19 protein-coding genes, 1 tRNA gene and 1 other RNA gene are annotated in these 18,559 nt (G+C 67.7%); 15 read left to right on the top strand and 6 right to left on the bottom strand.

The window, feature by feature from the left end; all coding sequences use genetic code 11:
• Positions 1-90: 90 nt before the first annotated feature.
• On the bottom strand, positions 91-1,281 hold the full coding sequence (locus tag K9D12_RS09555) for a CdaR family transcriptional regulator (protein WP_187034730.1): 1,191 nt from the start codon (positions 1,279-1,281) through the stop codon (positions 91-93).
• Positions 1,282-1,386: 105 nt separating this feature from the next.
• On the opposite strand from K9D12_RS09555, the gene K9D12_RS09550 reads away from it, so the two are divergent.
• Positions 1,387-2,511, top strand: a complete 1,125-nt coding sequence (locus K9D12_RS09550; protein WP_118912787.1) for a glycerophosphodiester phosphodiesterase — start codon at positions 1,387-1,389, stop codon at positions 2,509-2,511.
• An 85-nt stretch (positions 2,512-2,596) separates the two neighbouring features.
• Here K9D12_RS09550 and aceE read toward each other — a convergent pair whose 3' ends face one another.
• Entirely contained in the window at positions 2,597-5,359 is a 2,763-nt protein-coding gene (gene aceE / locus K9D12_RS09545; protein WP_223060102.1) for a pyruvate dehydrogenase (acetyl-transferring), homodimeric type, read from the bottom strand.
• A gap of 282 nt (positions 5,360-5,641) precedes the next feature.
• Here aceE and K9D12_RS09540 point away from each other — a divergent pair, with 282 nt between their 5' ends.
• The 7 genes from K9D12_RS09540 to K9D12_RS09510 all read left to right on the top strand — a co-directional run bounded on the left by K9D12_RS09540 (position 5,642) and on the right by K9D12_RS09510 (position 10,928).
• Positions 5,642-6,061 (top strand): DUF3052 domain-containing protein, encoded by a 420-nt coding sequence (locus tag K9D12_RS09540; protein ID WP_082128838.1) that lies wholly within the window; start codon positions 5,642-5,644, stop codon positions 6,059-6,061.
• 26 nt (positions 6,062-6,087) lie between these two features.
• Positions 6,088-6,540: a peroxiredoxin gene (locus tag K9D12_RS09535; RefSeq protein WP_047312091.1), complete on the top strand. Its 453-nt coding sequence runs from the start codon at positions 6,088-6,090 to the stop codon at positions 6,538-6,540.
• 75 nt (positions 6,541-6,615) lie between these two features.
• Positions 6,616-6,688: transfer RNA gene (locus K9D12_RS09530), tRNA-Val, on the top strand.
• A 1-nt stretch (position 6,689) separates the two neighbouring features.
• Positions 6,690-7,541, top strand: a complete 852-nt coding sequence (locus K9D12_RS09525; RefSeq protein ID WP_223060101.1) for a Nif3-like dinuclear metal center hexameric protein — start codon at positions 6,690-6,692, stop codon at positions 7,539-7,541.
• Positions 7,538-8,275 carry a C4-type zinc ribbon domain-containing protein gene (locus K9D12_RS09520; protein WP_223060100.1) on the top strand — a complete coding sequence of 246 codons (738 nt, stop codon included), beginning with the start codon at positions 7,538-7,540 and terminating at the stop codon, positions 8,273-8,275. The genes K9D12_RS09525 and K9D12_RS09520 overlap by 4 nt, the downstream gene beginning before the upstream one ends.
• Before the next feature lie 92 nt (positions 8,276-8,367).
• Positions 8,368-9,579 carry a bifunctional RNase H/acid phosphatase gene (locus K9D12_RS09515; protein WP_223060099.1) on the top strand — a complete coding sequence of 404 codons (1,212 nt, stop codon included), beginning with the start codon at positions 8,368-8,370 and terminating at the stop codon, positions 9,577-9,579.
• Positions 9,580-9,734: 155 nt separating this feature from the next.
• On the top strand, positions 9,735-10,928 hold the full coding sequence (locus K9D12_RS09510; RefSeq protein ID WP_118912624.1) for an O-succinylhomoserine sulfhydrylase: 1,194 nt from the start codon (positions 9,735-9,737) through the stop codon (positions 10,926-10,928).
• Positions 10,929-10,941: 13 nt separating this feature from the next.
• Here the strand turns inward: K9D12_RS09510 and K9D12_RS09505 are convergent, their stop codons facing one another.
• Together K9D12_RS09505 and K9D12_RS09500 are read right to left on the bottom strand one after the other, a co-directional pair.
• Positions 10,942-12,075, bottom strand: coding sequence for an SLC13 family permease (locus tag K9D12_RS09505; RefSeq protein WP_223060098.1), 1,134 nt, complete (start codon positions 12,073-12,075; stop codon positions 10,942-10,944).
• Positions 12,036-12,794, bottom strand: a complete 759-nt coding sequence (locus tag K9D12_RS09500; RefSeq protein WP_223060097.1) for a peroxide stress protein YaaA — start codon at positions 12,792-12,794, stop codon at positions 12,036-12,038. The genes K9D12_RS09505 and K9D12_RS09500 overlap by 40 nt, the downstream gene beginning before the upstream one ends.
• Before the next feature lie 104 nt (positions 12,795-12,898).
• Between K9D12_RS09500 and K9D12_RS09495 the strand changes: the two genes are divergently transcribed.
• Positions 12,899-14,368: an RNB domain-containing ribonuclease gene (locus K9D12_RS09495; protein WP_223060096.1), complete on the top strand. Its 1,470-nt coding sequence runs from the start codon at positions 12,899-12,901 to the stop codon at positions 14,366-14,368.
• A gap of 24 nt (positions 14,369-14,392) precedes the next feature.
• Positions 14,393-14,762: RNase P RNA component class A (gene rnpB, locus K9D12_RS09490), an RNA gene on the top strand.
• A gap of 33 nt (positions 14,763-14,795) precedes the next feature.
• On the opposite strand, the gene K9D12_RS09485 is transcribed toward rnpB, so the two are convergent.
• Positions 14,796-15,908 carry a site-specific integrase gene (locus K9D12_RS09485; protein ID WP_223060095.1) on the bottom strand — a complete coding sequence of 371 codons (1,113 nt, stop codon included), beginning with the start codon at positions 15,906-15,908 and terminating at the stop codon, positions 14,796-14,798.
• A complete protein-coding gene (locus K9D12_RS09480; protein ID WP_223060094.1) occupies positions 15,898-16,509 on the bottom strand; it encodes a helix-turn-helix transcriptional regulator in 612 nt (203 codons plus the stop codon). The genes K9D12_RS09485 and K9D12_RS09480 overlap by 11 nt, the downstream gene beginning before the upstream one ends.
• 108 nt (positions 16,510-16,617) lie before the next feature.
• Between K9D12_RS09480 and K9D12_RS09475 the strand changes: the two genes are divergently transcribed.
• Genes K9D12_RS09475 through K9D12_RS09455 form a run of 5 tightly spaced genes read left to right on the top strand, consistent with a single transcriptional unit; the run spans position 16,618 to position 18,480 of the window.
• Positions 16,618-16,824 carry an AlpA family transcriptional regulator gene (locus K9D12_RS09475; RefSeq protein ID WP_223060093.1) on the top strand — a complete coding sequence of 69 codons (207 nt, stop codon included), beginning with the start codon at positions 16,618-16,620 and terminating at the stop codon, positions 16,822-16,824.
• A 25-nt stretch (positions 16,825-16,849) separates the two neighbouring features.
• A complete protein-coding gene (locus K9D12_RS09470) occupies positions 16,850-17,086 on the top strand; it encodes a hypothetical protein (protein ID WP_223060092.1) in 237 nt (78 codons plus the stop codon).
• Positions 17,083-17,514: a hypothetical protein gene (locus tag K9D12_RS09465; protein WP_223060091.1), complete on the top strand. Its 432-nt coding sequence runs from the start codon at positions 17,083-17,085 to the stop codon at positions 17,512-17,514. The genes K9D12_RS09470 and K9D12_RS09465 overlap by 4 nt, the downstream gene beginning before the upstream one ends.
• On the top strand, positions 17,507-17,857 hold the full coding sequence (locus K9D12_RS09460; protein WP_223060090.1) for a hypothetical protein: 351 nt from the start codon (positions 17,507-17,509) through the stop codon (positions 17,855-17,857). The genes K9D12_RS09465 and K9D12_RS09460 overlap by 8 nt, the downstream gene beginning before the upstream one ends.
• A complete protein-coding gene (locus tag K9D12_RS09455) occupies positions 17,857-18,480 on the top strand; it encodes a helix-turn-helix domain-containing protein (protein ID WP_223060089.1) in 624 nt (207 codons plus the stop codon). The genes K9D12_RS09460 and K9D12_RS09455 overlap by 1 nt, the downstream gene beginning before the upstream one ends.
• The last annotated feature ends 79 nt before the right edge of the window (positions 18,481-18,559 follow it).

The raw sequence follows: 18,559 nt of genomic DNA, 5'->3' as shown, positions 1-18,559 counted from the left end.
GATCGCAAGCACGGTTCCACTCTGCCCGGCCTGGCCCCTGCACTGCGACCGGGCGGGCGACGAACTTCGCCAGTGTGATTTGTAGGGTTCCTACAAGCCGACGTCCCCGCGGGGGCGTCGTGCGCGGCGCCCGGCCTCGAGGTCGGCGAACATGATCGCGAGCCGCAGAGCGAACGCGTCATGGGTGTCCGTGAGGTCGAGGTCGGTGGCGTCGAGGATGCGTCCGAGCCGGTATCGCACAGTGTTGGCGTGGACGAACAGCTCGCGCGCGGTGCCTTCGAGCGAACCCGTGCGCAGGTACGTGCGGGCCGTGTCGCCCAGTGGCGAACCCACGTCGAGCGTGCCGGTCGCGATGGAGGCCAACGCGCGGCGCGCCTTGTCGTCTCCCGCAACGGCCCTGGCCGCGAGCAGGTCGTCGCTTCGGGTCGGGCGAGGCAGCTGTGGTGCCGCCGGCGCCGCCTCGTAACCGCGGATGGCGTCGCGGGCGGAGCGCCCGGCAGCGTAGAGGTGGGGCACCTTGGGGCCACAGACGACGGGGCCCGGTCCGAAATGATCTGCGAGGGTCGTCGCGGCTTCGATCGGATCCGTCACCGGCCCGATGATCGCGATCATGCGTCGCCCTTCGACCGAGACGAGCACCTCGAGGCCGGCATGACGAGCGGCGCGCCGCAGCGGGTCGACGACGCTCGACTCCCCGCCCGCGGGGCTGGAGCCGACGACCACCGTCACGCCGCGCACCTCGGCCCACCCGAGAGCGTTGACACGCGAGCCGAGGGATTCGTCCGGCTCACCGCGGACGACGGCGTCGACGACGAGGGATTCGAGTCGGGCATCCCACGCGCCGCGTGACTCCGCGGCTCGGGCATAGACGTGCGCGGCCCCGAACGCCACTTCGCGCGCGTATCTCAGAACGGCCTCGCGCACCGTGGCGCGCTCCTCGGCCCGCGCATGCTGCGGCGCTTCCTCCTCGACCACCTCGATGACGGTGCGCAGCAGGTCGAGGGTCTGTTCCAGGGTGATGCGCCGCGCCAGCTCGCGCGGGGCGTTGGCGAAGATGTCGATGGCGTGCGAGTCGTCGACGGAGGGGTCTCGTAGCCAGCCGAGGAAGGAGCGGATGCCGTCCTGCGCGATGACGCCGATCCAGCTGCGATCGTCGGCCGCGAGGTCGGAGAACCATGCGTGACGGCTCTCGACGCGGGCGCTCGCGTGGGTGGCCATGGCCGAACTCGCCCGGTGGATCGCCGTCATCGATGCGTCGGAGACGGGGGAGTGCGCAACCATGCGCCACACCGTACCGTCACGGCCGCCGAGGCCGGGTTCCCCGGTTCGTTCCCTGTTCACTTCCCCGACGCGCCGTGATCACACCGGGGCGGTCTCATGGCCTTCATGAAGCGACGATCCCTCCTGTCACTCACCACCGCCTCGGCGGCGACGTTCGCTCTGGGCGATGCCGCACAGGCCTCCACGACCTCCGGTCATCGACGTCATGGACACGGTGCGCGTTACCGCAAGCCCTACGTTGTCGGACACCGCGGAGCGAGCGGCTACCGCCCCGAGCACACACTCGAGGCCTACCGTCTGGCGGCACGCATGGGTGCCGACATCATCGAACCGGACCTCGTCATCACGAAGGACGGCGTGCTCGTCGTACGTCACGAGCCGGAGATCTCGGGCACGACGGATGTCGCGAAGCGCCCCGAGTTCGCCTCGCGCAAGACGACGAAGTCGCTCGACGGCAAACCGGTCACCGGATGGTTCACGGAGGACTTCACGCTCGCCGAGCTTCGGACGCTGCGCGCGGTGGAGAGATTGCCCGAGCTGCGTCAGCGCAACACGATCTACGACGGGCTGTGGCAGGTGCCGACGTTCGAGGAGGTGCTCAAGCTGCGCCGCGAACTGGAGCGCGAGCTCGGGCGCACGATCGGCGTCTACCCCGAGACGAAGCACTCCACGTACTTTCGCGCGCAGGGCAAGCCACTCGAGGAGAAGCTCGTCCCGCTCATCCGCACCTACGGGCTCGACCGGCCCGGTGCCCCGATCTTCATCCAGTCGTTCGAACTGCAGAACCTGCTCGACCTGCGCACTCGCTTCAAGGTGAAGGCACCACTCGTCTTCCTCACCGACGCGAAGGGCGGCCCCTTCGCCGACCCGAAGAAGCGCTCCTACGCCCACCTGACGTCACCGGCCGGGCTGCGGGAGTGGGCACACCTGCTCGACGGTCTGGGGCCGTCGGTCAAGCAGGTCATCGCCTGGAACGCGGACAACACCCTCGGTGCTCCGACGTCTCTCGTTCGCGATGCCCACGCGGTCGGCCTCCAGGTGTGCCCGTGGACGGTGCGGGCCGAGAACGACTTCCTGCCCGCGGACCTGCGCAATGGAAGCAACCCCGGCGATTTCGGTCAGGTCGTCGACTATCTCGAGAAGCTGTACGCCACCGGCATCGACGGGATCTTCTCGGACATGCCGGACATCGCCGTTCTCGCACGCGAGAGGTACCTCAGCCGGCGTTGACGCGCGTCCGCCTCGGTGCACGAAGGGGCCGGTCACCGCAGTTCAGCGGTGACCGGTCCCTCGCTATCGCTCTGGCGGTGTCGGTCTACGACTCGCCGCCGGCGTTGCCGGAGGTTCCGGCACGCACGTCCAGCAGCTGGTACTTCTCGGCGGCCTGCTTCGGCACGTCCTTGTCGACCTCACCGCGGTCGGCCAGCGACTGCAGTGCGCGCACGGCCATGGACGGACCGTCGATGTGGAAGAAGCGACGAGCCGCAGCGCGGGTGTCGGAGAAACCGAACCCGTCGGCGCCGAGGGAGTGGTACTCGCCCGGCACGTACTGACGGATCTGGTCGTGCACCTGACGCATCGAGTCGGACGTCGCGATGACCGGCCCGGGGGCGTCCTGCAGCTTCTGCGTGACGTACGGGACGCGACGCTCCTCATCCGGGTGGAGGAAGTTGTGCTCGTCGGCCTCGAGACCGTCACGACGCAGCTCGTTCCACGACGTCACCGACCACACGTCGGCGACGACGCCCCAGTCGTCCTTGAGCAGCTCCTGGGCCTCGAGAGCCCACGGCACACCGACGCCCGAAGCGAGCAGCTGCGTGCGCGGAGCGCTTTCGCCGACACCGTCGAACGAGCCGTCCTTGAGCTTGTAGATGCCACGCAGGATGCCCTCGGCGTCCACGTTCTCCGGCTCGGCCGGCTGCACGAGCGGCTCGTTGTAGACCGTGAGGTAGTAGATGACGTTCTCGGCGTTCGGGCCGTACATCTTGTTGAGGCCGTCCTGGACGATGTGCGCGATCTCGTACCCGTAAGCCGGGTCGTAGGCGCGAATCGCCGGGTTGGACGCCGCGAGAAGCAGGCCGTGACCGTCCGCGTGCTGCAGACCCTCACCCGTCAGCGTCGTGCGACCGGCGGTGGCTCCGATGAGAAAGCCGCGAGCCATCTGGTCGGCAGCCGCCCAGATCGAGTCACCCGTGCGCTGGAAACCGAACATCGAGTAGAAGACGTAGACGGGCACCATCGGCACGTCGTTCGTCTCGTACGCCGAGCCGACGGCGGTGAACGCCGCCACCGAACCGGCCTCGTTGATGCCCAGGTGCAGCAGCTGACCCTGCGGCGACTCCTTGTACGCGAGCATGAGCTCGGCGTCGACGGAGCGGTAGTGCTGACCGTGCGGGTTGTAGATCTTCGCCGTCGGGAAGAACGCGTCCATGCCGAACGTGCGCGCCTCGTCGGGGATGATCGGCACGATGTGCTTGCCGAACTCCTTGTCGCGCATGAGTTCCTTGAGGATGCGCACGAAGGCCATCGTCGTGGCCACTTCCTGCTTGCCCGAGCCCTTCTTCGCGATCTTGTAGGCCTCGTCGCCCGGCAGCGTCAGCTCACCGGAGCGGCCCTTACGCGACGGCAGTCCGCCACCGAGCTTGGCGCGGCGTTCCATGAGGTACTGGATCGCCGGGTCGTCCTCACCCGGGTGGTAGTACGGCGGACGGTACGGGTCCTTCTCGAGCTCCTCGTCGCTGATCGGGATGTGCAGCGAGTCGCGGAACATCTTGAGGTCCTCGAGCGTCATCTTCTTCATCTGGTGCGTCGCGTTACGGCCCGCGAAGTGCGTGCCGAGCGAGTAGCCCTTGATGGTGTGCGCGAGGATGACGGTGGGCTGGCCGGTGTGCTCCGTGGCGGCCTTGTAGGCGGCGTACACCTTGCGGTAGTCGTGGCCACCGCGCTTGAGCTTCCACCACAGGTCGTCGTCCGACCAGCTCTCGACCATCTTGCGCGTGCGCGGGTCCTGACCGAAGAAGTGCTCACGCACGAACGCGCCGTCGTTGGCGCGAATGGTCTGGTAGTCGCCGTCACGCGTCTTGTTCATGATGTTGACGAGCGCGCCATCGCGGTCCTGGGCCAGTAGCGGGTCCCACCCGCGGCCCCACAGCACCTTGATGACGTTCCAGCCCGCGCCGCGGAAGAACGCCTCGAGCTCCTGGACGATCTTGCCGTTACCGCGCACCGGACCGTCGAGGCGCTGCAGGTTGCAGTTGACGACGAACGTGAGGTTGTCGAGCTCCTCGTTGGCTGCCCACTGCAGGGCGCCGCGGCTCTCGACCTCGTCCATCTCGCCGTCACCGAGGAAGGCCCACACGTGCTGCTCGGACGTGTCCTTGAGGCCACGGTTGTGCAGGTACTTGTTGACCATGGCCTGGTAGATGGCGTTCATCGGGCCGATGCCCATGGACACCGTCGGGAACTCCCAGAACTCCGGCATGTTGCGCGGGTGTGGGTAGCTGGGCAGACCGGCGGGCTCACCGTCGATGAGGTGGCTCTTCTCCTGACGGAAGCCGTCGAGCTGCTCCTCGCTCAGGCGACCCTCGAGGTACGCGCGCGAGTAGATGCCCGGGGAGGCGTGGCCCTGGATGAAGATCTGGTCGCCGCCGCCCGGGTGGTCCTTGCCGCGGAAGAAGTGGTTGAAGCCGACTTCGTAGAGCGTCGCGGCCGAGGCGTACGTGGAGATGTGGCCGCCGACGCCGATGTCGGGGCGCTGCGCGCGGTGCACCATGACCGCAGCGTTCCAGCGGATCCAGGCGCGGTACTTGCGCTCCATGTCCTCGTCGCCGGGGAACCACGGCTCGGACTCGGGGCCGATCGTGTTGATGTAGTCCGTCGCGGTCAGCGACGGCACGCCGATCTGCTGGCCGCGGGCACGCTCGAGGAGCTTGAGCATGACGTAGCGGGCGCGGTTACGGCCCTGCTCGTCGATGACACCGTCGAGAGAGTCGAGCCATTCCTGGGTCTCCTCCGGATCGACGTCCGGCAACTGGCTCGGGATGCCATTGAGAATCGGGCCGGCTTCATCAAGGGACACGGTGCGTCCTTTCAGTTTCTTCGTCGGCGCTACCTGGCACGCGCCACTGCCCCCATCCTGCCCCCGAAAGGCGCGTCGTGGGAAACCGGGGAGGGCTACTGATCGGTACGAAATCCCTTGCGAGTTGGGCGTGCGACAACTCCGGAAACGGCTCACCACCTTGCAATGTGCGTCGCGACCTTGTGGACTAACCTGAAGGCACCTTCGGGCGAACTGCCCGAGGGAACATCGTCGAGGGGTACGCGCGCATGCGCCCCCGGAGCAAGAAAGAGGACGCACCACGTGAACCAGACCGCAGGGGCACATCCGGCGGCCAAGATCGGTTTTTCCGCTGACGACGTCGTCATGGAGATCGGCTGGGACGACGACGTCGAGGAATCGTGGCGAGATGCGATTGCCGAGATCGTCGGTTCGGAGATCGAGGACGAGGACTACGACGGCAGCGTCGACTCCGTTCTGCTGTGGTTCCGCGACGGTGACGGCGACCTCACCGACGACATCGTCGACTCGCTCGCGACCCTCGAGGAGAAGGGCTTCGTCCTCCTCATCGTTCCCAAGGTCGGCAGCCCCGAGAACGTCGACGCCGCCGACATCCAGGAAGCGGCCACGACGGCCGGCCTCAAGGCCAGCTCGACGTTCAAGGTCGGCGAGGACTGGATCGGCACGAAGCTCGTGCAGGGCGGCACGGCCAAACAGCGCTGATCGCGCACCGACGAAAGGGACGAACCATGACGACAGTGACCGAGGGTTCCAAGGCTCCTGACTTCACGCTCAAGAACCAATTCGGTGAGGACGTGACGCTGTCGCAGATCGTCACCGAGCGGCCCACGCTGATCGTGTTCTACCCCTTCGCCTTCTCGGGCATCTGCACGGGTGAGCTGTGCACCATCCGCGACACGATGCCGAGCTTCGACGACGCCTCCGTGCGCGTGGTCGGCATCAGCTGTGACCCGATGTTCACCCAGCGCGCGTGGGCCGAGGACCAGGGTTACGACTTCTCGCTGCTCTCGGACTTCTGGCCGCACGGCGAGGTTGCGAAGGCGTACGGGGTCTTCGACGAGAACGCCGGATTCGCCATTCGTGGAACGTTCCTCGTCGATGCCGACATGACGGTGCGCTGGTCGCTCGTCAACGGCCCCGGTGAGGCGCGTGACTTCACGGGCGCGCTCGAAGCGCTCTGACGAGCAGGCCCGACGGTGGGGCGGCACGCGACGGGTAGGCTTGCCCTTCGTGCCCGCAGCAACCAACCGGGCTCGGGGCCTCTAGCTCAGCTGGTAGAGCAACGCGTTTACACCGCGTCGGTCGTCGGTTCGATCCCGGCGGGGCCCACATGAACAACTCCACCACGACGCTGGCGCAGGTCACGCGAATTCTCGACGGGTTCTATCCGCCGTCGACCGCTCAGTCGTGGGATGCCGTCGGCCTGGTCACGGGCGACCCGGCGCAGCCGATCGAGCGAGTGCTCTTCGCTGTCGACCCTGCCCTCGAAGTCATCGACGAGGCCGTGAACGGCGGGTACGACCTGCTCGTCACGCACCATCCTCTGCTCATGCGCGGCGTGAAGTCCGTTGCCACGACGAGCGGCAAGGGCCGCGCTGTGACGGCTCTCGTCGTCGGCGATGTCGCGCTGTACGCCGCGCACACGAACGCCGACGTGGCGACGCCCGGCGTCAACGACGCGCTCGCCGTCGCGTGCGGCCTGAGAGGCGTGGAGCCGCTCGTCGAGACCGAGGGCCAGCCGCTCGGCCGGGTCGGCGACCTGGAGTCACCGATGACGCTGCGTGCCTTCTGCGAACGCCTCGCGTCAAAACTGCCGCCCGCTCCTGTGGGCCTGCGGGTTTCGGGTGACCCGGACGCCGAAGTCGCCCGCGTCGCCGTGCTCGGTGGCGCAGGTGACGGTGAGTTCGGCGCCGCCCGTGCGGCCGGAGCCGATGTCTACGTGACGGCGGACCTGCGTCACCACCCCGCCATCGAATCGCGCGAGGAGGACGCGGCCGAGAAGCCGCTCTTCCTCGTCGACGCCGGGCACTGGGCCAGTGAGTGGCTGTGGCTCGAGCACGCGAGTGAACGCCTGCGTGACGCCGTTGCCGCCGAAGGCGCCGACCTCGAGGTGGCCGTCTCGCGCCGCCGCACCGACCCTTGGGACTTCTTGGTCTCGACAAGCGAAGGAGAACAGCAGTGAAGGCAGAACTTCAGCAGCAGTGGAAGCTGCTCGACCTGCAGAAGCTCGACACGCGTCTGGACCAGATCGACCACCGTCTGGCCAACCTGCCGCAGGCCAAGGAGCTCGCCGAGGCGAAGGCCACCGCTGACTCCGCGACGGAGGAGATGGTTCTCGCTCAGACCGCCGTGTCGGACGTCGAACGCGAGATCAGCCGCAGCGAGGCAGACGTCGAGCAGGTGCGTGAGCGTGCTGCGCGCAACCGAAAGCGTCTCGACGCGGGTCAGGGCACGGCGAAGGACCTTCAGGCTCTCCAGCACGAGCTCGACACCCTGGCCCGTCGCCAGAGCGTTCTCGAGGACACCGAACTCGAGATCATGGAGCGTGCCGAGGAACTGCGTGAGCGCCTCGACGGTTTCACCAAGGCCGCCGACGCCGCTGAGGTGAAGGTCAAGGAACTCAAGGACGCGATGGCCGCGGACTCGAAGGTGCTCGACGCGGAGCGGGCCCAGGTCGCGAGCAAGCGCGCCGACATGGCACCCACGATCAACGCCGAACTGCTGGCCGAGTACGACCGCATCCGGGCGCGTAGCGGTGTGGCCGCCGCCGCGCTGCACGGACGTCGCTGCATGGGCTGTGGCCTCGAGCTCAACGCGAGTGACCTCGCCCGGATCAAGGCGGCCTCGGCCGACACGGTCGTCAACTGTGACGAGTGTGGCCGCATTCTCGTGCGCACGGCCGAATCCGACGTCTGACGCACGTCGAAAGGGGCGCCCCCTCGACCCGACCCTGTCTCTGACCGACGCCTCGCGTCGCTGAACAACGCTGACCCCGAAGGGATCTCGCCATGACACGACGCCTCATTGTCGAAGCTGACGGAGGGTCGCGCGGTAATCCTGGTGTTGCCGGATACGGCGCGTTGGTTCGGGACGGCGAGACGCGGGAGGTGCTTGCCGAGCGGGCTGCGCCGCTCGGCAAGGAGTCGAACAACGTCGCCGAGTACACCGGCCTCATCGAGGGGCTTCGGGCCGTACGCGACCACGAACCGTCCGCGGCAGTGACGGTGCGTATGGACAGCAAGCTCGTCGTCGAGCAGATGTCGGGTCGCTGGAAGATCAAGCACGAAGACATGAAGCGTCTCGCCGCCGAAGCGCGCACCATCTCGTCCGAGATCGCCAGTGCCGGCGGGGCCGTCACCTATGAATGGATCCCGCGCGAGAAGAACAAGGCTGCCGACAAGCTGTCGAACGACGGCATGGACGGGGTGACCGTGCGTCGCGACGCGTGGCAGCCCGACGATTCGACGAGTGAGACCGACGATGAGGGCGCGCCTGGCGGAGCAACGAAGGACGAGGCCCCGGGCGGCACGAGCGCACCGGACACGACCGAGCGCGAAGCCGAGACCGTCGCCCCGGTGACGTCGAAACCCGACCTCGGCAAGCCGACCCGCATCGTTCTCGTGCGTCACGGCGTCACCGACTTCACGACGGGCGGAAAGCTCGACGGCCGTGGCGGAGCCGACCCCGCGCTCAACGCGGCCGGTCGCGACCAGGCGGAGCGCGTGGCGCGGGCCGTCGGCGCGCTCGTCCCAGGCGCCGAGACCGTGAGCGTCGTGACGTCGTCGCTCGCGCGGGCCATCGAAACCGGAGCGCCGGTCGCGAGGGCGCTGGGCGTGCAGGCGCAGGTCGACGAGGATTGGGACGAGCAGGCCTTCGGCGAGTGGGACGGCCTCAGCTTCAAGGAGATCCACGCTCGGGACGCCGCCGGGCTGTCGAGTCTGCGCCATGACGCCACGTACAGCGCCCCCGGCGGTGAGACGCGCGCACAGCTCGACGCGCGGATCTCCGACGCGCTCGAGCGCGCCGTGGAGCGCGGGGGAGCGGTCGTCGTCGTGACGCACCGGATCGCCATCATGTCGGTGCTCGCGGCGGTGCTCGGGCTCGACATCGATGCGGCGTGGAGGCTCGCGGCAGCACCGGGCTCGCTCACCGGCATCGAGGTATGGCGCGACGGGAACGCGCAGGTCGCGTTCACCAACGACACGCACCACCTGCGCTGAGCCCCCCGCCATCGTCCACCGGTTGGACATCGAAGCGGGCGAGATAGCGAAGCAGACACTTCTTCATAAGGTTGCGTTATGGAAACAGCCGGGCCCGCCCGGCTTCCCCGACGTACCACGCGCAGTAAACCTGCCCGTGGGAAGGAGAGCATCCGGTGAGTGAGCCCACCCTTCGCCCCGACACCCTCGCTGTCCGAGCAGGCTTGGCCCGCAGCGGCTTCGAGGAGACGGCCGAGGCCATGTACCTCACCTCCGGCTTCGTCTACGACAGCGCCGAAGCCGCCGAGGCCGCTTTCGCCGGGGAGAGCGAGCGGTTCGTCTACAGCCGGTACGGCAACCCGACGACAGCGATGCTCGAACAGCGCCTCGCGGCCCTCGAAGGGGCTGAGGCGTGCTCCGCCACTGCATCGGGCATGTCGGCGGTGTTCACGGCCCTCGCCGCGCTGCTGGGCGCCGGCGACCGCGTCGTCGCCTCGCGGGGGCTCTTCGGCTCGTGCTTCGTCATCCTCGACGAGATCCTGCCGCGGTGGGGCGTCGAGACGGTCTTCGTCGACGGACCTGACCTCGAGCAGTGGCGCAAGGCGCTGGCCGAGCCGACCACCGCCGTGTTCTTCGAATCGCCGAGCAACCCGATGCAGGAGCTCGTCGACATGCGAGCGGTCTGCGACCTCGCGCACGGCGCCGGTGCGCAGGTCGTCGTCGACAACGTCTTCGGAACGCCCGTGTTCAGCAAGCCGCTCGCACACGGCGCCGACATCGTCGTCTACTCGGCCACCAAGCACATCGACGGCCAGGGCCGCGTGCTCGGCGGGGCGATCCTCGGGCCGAAGGAGTTCATCGACGGGCCCGTGCAGAACCTTGTGCGTCACACCGGGCCGACACTCTCGGCGTTCAACGCCTGGGTACTGCTCAAGGGGCTCGAGACGATGCGTCTACGCGTCGAGGCGCAGGCCGCAGCGGCGCTGCGTCTGGCCGAACAGCTCGAAGCACACCCCCGAGTGCGCACCGTGCTCTACCCCTTCCTCCCCTCACATCCCCAGCACGAGCTGGCGAAGCGGCAGATGGGTGGCGGCGGCACGGTCGTGACGTTCGAGATCGACGGCGGCAAGGCCGAGGCCTTCGCCCTGATGAACGCTCTCGAGATCGTCGACATCTCCAACAACCTCGGCGATTCCAAGTCGATGGCCACCCACCCCGCCACAACAACCCATCGCCGCATGGGCGAGGAGGCGCGCGCTGCCATCGGCATCACCGACGGCACGGTGCGCCTGTCCGTGGGCCTCGAGGACGCGGGCGACCTCGCCGCAGATCTCGAGCGAGCCCTCACGGTGGCGTTCGGTCCGAACTGACGCACGCTGTAGCTCAGCGGCTGACGAGCTCGAGCACTCCGGCTGCCGCGAGCGTCGTGACTAGCGTCGCCAGGCCGGTCAGCCGAAGGTGGGTTCCCCACCTGATCCGGACACCGGCACGGTGAAGACGGTCACGCCACAGGAGCGTGGCCACCGAACCCCACCAGGTGATGCCACTCGCCACGTTGACGCCCACGAGGAGCGCGAGCACCCGATCCGTCTCACCGTGGGCGGCGGGCTCGAGCGCGAGGTAGGCCGGAAGGTTGTTCAGCCCGTTCGCGACGAGCGCTCCGGCGGCCGTGAGCGTCCACGCGGGAGCGTCGCCCAACGAACCCAGTGCGGGACGCAGGACCCCGGAACCGTGAACGAGCGCCACGGTGACGAACAGGGCCGATGTGATGGCGAGGCTGCGCCACGGAATCTCGATCTCGGCGAGGGTGCTTCGGCGCCTCATGGCGATGACGGCGACACACAAGAGCGCCGCGACGGATGCAGCCACGGCGGGTTCGACGAGAAGGATCGACACGCACATGCAAGCAACGAGCGTGCTGACTGCGGGAAGCACGCCGTCTTGGGCAGGCTGTGGGGGCGTCGATTCCGCAGGGGCCACCGCGGTGCCGCGCAGTGAGGCCCGCCAGACGACGGCCGCCACGAGAAGTGGCACGAGCGTCGTCGTGAGCGCGACGGGCCACGCCTCCTCCAGGAACCCGAGCGCATTGGGGTGAGGCAGGACGTCCCGGGCGAGCAGGTTCGTCAGGTTCGACACGGGCAGCCAGAGCGAGGCCATGTTCGCGATCCAGAGCGTCGGAAAGGCAAACAATGCGACGGGGCGGTCGAGACGCCGCGCGACCACGACGGCGGCCGTCGTCATGAGAACCGCCGTCGTGTCGAGGCTGAGGAAGGCCGTCACGAGAACTGCCGTCGTCATGAACAGCACCCACACGAGGGCGATCCGCCCGCGGGCGAGGGCCACCACCTTCGTGCCGAACAGGTCGAAGAGGCCAGCGATCGACGCGCACTCCGCCACGACCGTCAGGGCGGCGAGAAAGACGAGAACGCTCGGGACCCGAGCGAGCAGCTCCAGTGCGGCGTCGACGTCCACGCCGGTCAGGCCGTGGCTTCGCGCACGCTCACGTCGAGGATCCACGGCTTCGACGGTGACGTCGCTTCGTGGAGGTCGACGTCGAACGTCTCGGCCAGCTGGGCAGCGAGCGCCTTGGGGGTGCGTGGGTCGCGCGCATCCGTGACGAGGGCTCGGGTCACGAGTCCGCGGGTGTGCTTCGCCATGTGCGTGGCGCCGGGAACGCGGATGTGAACCCAGTGGCGCGCGAGCTCGCCACTCGGGTTCCACGAGGCGGCGTACGTCGAGGATCGACAGTCCACGACGACGCCCTTGCCTGCGGCCTCGCTCAGCGGCGCGTCGAGCACCGAGCGCCAGTGAGCGGCGAGGGCACCGAGCGGAGGAAGGTTGACCCCCATCGACAGGCGGTAGGGCGCGAGGCGGTCTCCGAGACGGACCGCGCCGTAGAGCGCCGAGGAGATGACGACGCGCCGCGTCGCCCGCGCCTTGTCGGCGCCTTCGAGGTCGGACAACCCGAGCGCGTCGTAGAGCACGCCGGTGTAGAGCTGCGCGGCGGGCAACGTCGGAGCATCGAAGAGTCGGGTGTTGCGGGCGATCTCGTCGGCAAGGTTGGGGGAGACCCCGAGCACCTCGGGCGCTTCGTCGCGCGCGCTCACCTCGCTGACCGCTGCGGCGACCTGCTGTCGGGCTTCGGTCAGCTCCGGGAACGACAGCTTCGCGAGGTCGAGGCGCGCGCCACGCCTGCGCGTGGTCTTCGATTCCGACGGCGGCAGGAGGACGATCACGCGGGCCAGCGTAGCCCGATCCTCGCTCGGCGCAGCAGTCGTTCCGGGCCGGACAACGCGCGTGGAGCGTGCCTCTCGTCGACGTGCGCTTGTAGGCTCGGGCCATGCCGAAGACCCGCATCCTCTGGCCGAGCCGTGACACCGGCGGCGACCTCGCTCGCTCCTTCGACGCCCTGCGCGCGGAGTACGAACTGAGCCTCGACTACCCCGAGGCCGCCGTCACGGAGGCCCGCGAGGCGATGGCTGCGGTCCAAATGCCCGAACGCGACGAAACGGCCGTGCCGTTCTTCACGATCGACCCCGTCGGGTCGATGGACCTCGACCAGGCGATGCATCTCGAGGAGGCCGGTGATGGGTTCCGGGTGCGCTACGCCATCGCCGATGTGCCCCTGTACGTGCGTCCCGGCGGTAACCTCGATGCCGAGACCCGCCGTCGCGGCCAGACGATCTACATGCCCGACGTGCGCATCCCGCTGCACCCGGGCCAGTTGAGCGAGGGCGCCGCGAGCCTTTTGCCCGACCAGGTGTGCTCGGCGTTCGTGTGGGACATGACGCTCGACGCCCGCGGTGAGGTCACCGACGCGACGCTCTACCGCGCGCAGGTGCGCAGCGTCGAACGTCTCGACTACCGCGGCGTTCAGGGCGCGGTCGACTCCGGCAGCGACGACCCGCGTCTCGCCCTGCTCAAGCGCATCGGAGAGCTGCGCGCCACGCTCGAACTCGAGCGCGGCGGCGCCTCGCTGCCGATGCCCGACCAGGAAGTCAGCGAGCCCGAGCCCGGCCGGTACGAGGTGCACTTCCGTCCGCCCGTGCCCAGCGAGGAGTGGAACGCGCAGATCTCACTCATGACCGGCATGGTGGCGGCACGCATGATGCTCGACGGCGGCGTCGGCATCCTGCGCACCATGCCGAAGCCCGATCCTCGCGACGTCGAACGCTTCCGCCTCCAGGCCAAGGGCCTCGGGCTCGTGTGGGCGAAGGACGAGACCTACGGCGCATTCCTGCGCCGTCTCGACCGGGACGACCCGCGTCACCTCGCACTCATCCACGAGGCGGTCACGTTGTTCCGCGGGGCGGCCTACACGCCGTTCGACGGCACGACCCCCGAGATCACCGAGCAGGCCGCCGTCGCCGCGCCGTACGCCCACGTGACGGCGCCGCTTCGTCGCCTCGTCGACCGATTCGGGCTCGTCATCTGTGAGGCGCTCGCAAACGGACGAGAGGTGCCCGCCTGGGCCCGCGAGGCACTGCCCGACCTGCCCGAGATCATGCGTTCGAGCGACCAGGTCGCCGGAAAGATCGACCGCGCCTGCGTCGACCGCGTGGAGGCAGCTGCCCTGTCGTCCTCCGTCGGCGAGACATTCGGCGCGCTCGTTGTCGAGGGCCCCGACAAGGAGGGCAAGGGTGGCGGACGTGTGACGGTCCAACTCGTCGACCACGCTGTCGTCGCACCAGCCCGTGCCGCCGAGGGCGCTACCGCGCCGCCCGCAGGGGAGACCTGCACGGTGCGCCTCACGGACGCCGACATCATGGGCGGCAAGCTCACGTTCGAGGTGGTCGAGGCCGCCTCCTGACCGGCGGTAGAGTTGCCCCTCGGATGAGTCGGCCGGGCGGTCGCGTCGAAGATTCGTCTTCGCCGAGGAAAGTCCGGGCTCCGAAGGGCAGGGTGGTGGCTAACGGCCACCCGGGGTGACCCGCGGGACAGTGCCACAGAAAACAGACCGCCGCGCTTCGTGCGCGGTAAGGGTGAAACGGTGGTGTAAGAGACCACCAGCGCTCCAGGTGACTGGAGCGGCTCGGTAAACCCCACCCGGAGCAAGATCGAACAGTGCGCGTCGAAGCTGCCCGCTGAGCGCACGGGTAGATTGCTCGAGCCACGCAGCAATGCGCGGCCTAGATGGATGATCGCCGAAGCGACACCGGTGACGGTGCGCGGAACACAACCCGGCTTACAGGCCGGCTCATCCCACCAGCCCCGGAACGACGCGGTCTGATGCGGTGCTAGCTCGACTCAGTCCGCAAATAGTCCGCAGGGCGCTTGAGCATCGAGTCGACGGCGTCCCTCGTGCGGTCCTCCGTGTTCGGCCACAGCCGCGCATACGTGTTCAGCGTCTCCTCGGCCGACTTGTGCCCGAGGCGGGCCTGCACGACCTTCACGGACTCGCCGTGGTGGATCAGCAGCGAGGCGTAGTGATGCCGCAGCGCGTGGAAGGTGTAGCCCTCGACGCCCGCCACCTTCGTCGCCGCGCTCCATGCCGTCGAGAAGGTGCTGCGACGCAGCATCGCGCCACGCGCACCACGGAACAGCAGATCCTCGGGGCCGACGTCCTGCACCTTGATGTGCTCCGACAGCGTCTCGGCGACGACCTGGGGGAGTGGGATTACCCGGTTCGACGACCTCGTCTTCGTCGGCCCGAACTCCGACGGCTGCCCGTTTCTGAGTACAAGCTGCCGGTCGACGACCACCTCGCGCTTGAGGAAGTTCACGCGATCACGGGTGAGGCCGAACGCCTCACCCTGCCGCATGCCTGTGCCGGCCGCGAGGATCACCAGCGCCTTGAAGTGTTCGGGCATCGCGTCGACGAGCGCGAAGACCTGTTCCACCGTCAGCACGGTCTTGGGATCGACCGCGTCCTCGGCCACCTCTGGCATCTTGACGCCGACGCACGGCGTCCGGGCGACCTCTCGAGCCTCGACGGCCGCCTTGAAGATCGTCGCCACGTAGGAGTACGTCAAGGTCACGGTCGACGGCTTGTAGGTCTCCGAGAGCTCGGCCACCAGGGCCGCGATGTCATCCGAACGGATCGAACGCAGTCGCTTGTCACCGATGCGCGGATAGACCCGCTTCTCGAGGGACACGCGCACCGCGTCAGCCGTCGCCGGTCGGTGATGCACCTGCAGGACACGCCACGCCTCGGCGTACTCCTTGAACGTCATCCTGCCCGCGTTCGGGCTGACGAACTGACCCGTGAGGATCAGCGCCTTGTTCTCATCGAGCCACCGTTGCCCGTCGAGCTTCCGATCGAAGTGTCTCGCGTGCTCCTTGCCGTCCTCGTCGCGAAATCGTGCCCGCCACTTGCCATTCGGGCGCTTGGCGATGCTGCTACTCGTCATCGCTGGGGCCGTCCCCTGTGTCGACGAAGATCACCGGGCTGGACTCGCTGGCCCCCTCGAGCACCTCAGCTGCGGCCGCGTTGGCGAACACCATCTCCGCCTGAACAACATCGACCGCGCCTTGCTCGAGCCAATCTCGCGCTCGGTCTAGGCGCGAACCTAGATATTCGCGACTGTACGCGCTGAAGAGTTCGTCGCGATCTTCCTCTGATAGTCCCCCTCCTCCGTCCAGAACTTGCTGAACGGCTTGGACTGCAAGCTTGAGCTGCGCTCGGGCGACCTCGTAGTCGACCGTCTGGTCCCTTAGTTGCTTGTGGCGTATCCCCAACTCGCCTAGTCGGTCTTCGACCTGCGAGAGAACTGAGACGCGAGGCAACAGGAGGGTTTGCAGGTTGGTGTTCAGGAGGACAGCGATTGTTTCGGCCTCGCTTAAGCGGACCACTCGCTCGCCCCTTTCCATGCGGGCGATGGTGGTCTGGTGGATGCCCTCGTGGCCCTCGTACGTCATCAGACGGGCGAGTCCAGCCTGACTTAGGCCAATGGCTTCCCGTCGCGCTCGCATGTTTTCGGCGAACCAATCGTCGGCAGTCTTCGTCAGCACCCCGCAAGGTTCTCACGACTTGTACTTGACGGACAACACGCCCGCGTGTTTAGGTGGGCGTGTTCGTTACTGAACACGCCAGTGTGTTCAAAGTTCTAGGGAGTCCCCATGGATCCATCGCCCTCCTCGCTCGTCCGAGTCCCGGACGTCGCCGAGATGCTCGGTATCAACGAGTCAGCGGTTCGCTGGCTCGTCTACACGAAGGAACTGCCGCCGTCGACGAAGATCGCCGGCCGCCTCGTCTGGAAGCGAAGCCAGATCGAGAAGTACCTCGACGACAAGTTCGCCGAAGCCGAAGCCAACACCGCCGCCTGACGCGGCACCAACGAAAGGAAGCACCATGAGCACCAAGGAGTGGCCGTCCCACGACCCCGAGGATGACCTGCGCACGATCTCGATCCACCTCGAGCGCACGAAGGACTGGAAGATCGAGGTCTACCGCGTCGAGGACGAGCCGGGCGTTCACATCTGCGTCGAGACGTTTGACGTCTTCGACCTCGAGACGATGACGAAGTTCGGTGCCGCGGTTCTCGGCGCGAACGTCATCGCCGGCACGGTCGAGGAGAAGATCCGATGACCGAGTGGATCCAGGGCAACGCGAGCTACAACCTGCAGGCGAACCCGGCCTCCGAGTACGGCGAGGAAGCGCCGGTCGTGTTCCTCACGCTCACCGACGACACGCACCCGCTGCAGGGGCGGTGCGTCGAGGAGGAGTTGAGCCTCGACGCGGCGAAGGCACTGATCGAGCAGCTGCAGAACTCGGTGGACGCGATGGAGGCTCGCCACAGCTGGACGACGTACGAGGGCAAGGGCGCCAACCTCAAGGTTCACGATCTGATCGCGATCGCCGACGACCCGGAGTTCTCGTTCTACGTCGAGCAGGACGACAGCCGGACGTTCAACCTCACGTTCTCCGAGACCGAACGCCTCGTCGAGCAACTGACAGGTGCGATGCAGCGTTACCGCGAGAACGCCGTCAGCCGGGAGCAGGTGGCCTGTGACTGAACCCCTGAAGACGAAGACGGTCGCCGCCGTGCGGGAACACGACGACGACCTGAGTGGCAATCACCTGGGAGGCAATGCCATGCACGAGACTAACTGGCAACGGGACGCTGAGATCATCCTAGCGGCGCGTGCCGCGTCCGGTCTGCCCTTCACCGCGGACGACCTGCGACAGGACGGGCTCGGTGAACCGGACAAGCCGGCCCGCTGGGGAAATCTGTTTCTCCAGGCGCAGCGCGAGGGCGTCATCGTCAGCGTCGGAGTGCTCAACAGCCGTCGGGCGCAGCGACGCGGATCCCTGTCTCGAGTCTGGGTCGGCACTCATGGCGAGGCGGTCGCCGCCTGATGCCGAGCATCAAGGCCACGGTCCCGGGCTCCGGTCCGGGACTGTGGTGGCGGTCGAAGTGGATGGAGTCGGTCTTCACCGCCGACGACTTGAAGCCTCTCGAGGTGCTTGTCGCCGCCGTCTACGCCGACCACGCCCACGACAAGCGGGTCTCGTGGGTCACCGGTGAGCGCCTTCGACAGCGGACCAAGCTGTCGAAGGACGCCGCGCACCGTGCCCTCAAGGGCCTTGAGACTAAGGGCTATCTCGTGGCGACCGAGCGCAGGCCGAGGCGTCCCACGACGTACGGCCTTGTCATTCCCGAGCACCGCCTTGGTACGCCAGACGTACTAGCCGCTGGTACGGGAGACGTACCAACAGCTCCTCCACTGGTACGGGAGACGGACCAGCTGGTACGGGAGACGTACTCAACTGGTACGGGAGACGTACTCCATCCCAGTACCTATCCCAGTTCTTCATCATATGTGCCCGCGCCGCCCTTCGAGCAGACCGGCGCCACCTCCTCGCACGAGGAGGTCAACAACATGATGACGAAACACGCATGCGACATGGGCTGGATCAACAACGACGACGGCACCGTCAACGTGTGCCCCATCTGCAAGGCCAACAGGAGAGCAGCATGACCTGGACCTCATGCCTCGAGTGTGGCGAGCCCTCGAACGGCCCCCGCTGCGACGAGCACAAGCCCCCGTCCGCCTCCCG

The sequence above is a fragment of the Dermacoccus sp. Tok2021 genome (assembly GCF_019895135.1).
Taxonomy (GTDB): Bacteria; Actinomycetota; Actinomycetes; order Actinomycetales; family Dermatophilaceae; genus Dermacoccus; species Dermacoccus abyssi.
This window is presented reverse-complemented; position numbering and strand designations above follow the sequence as displayed.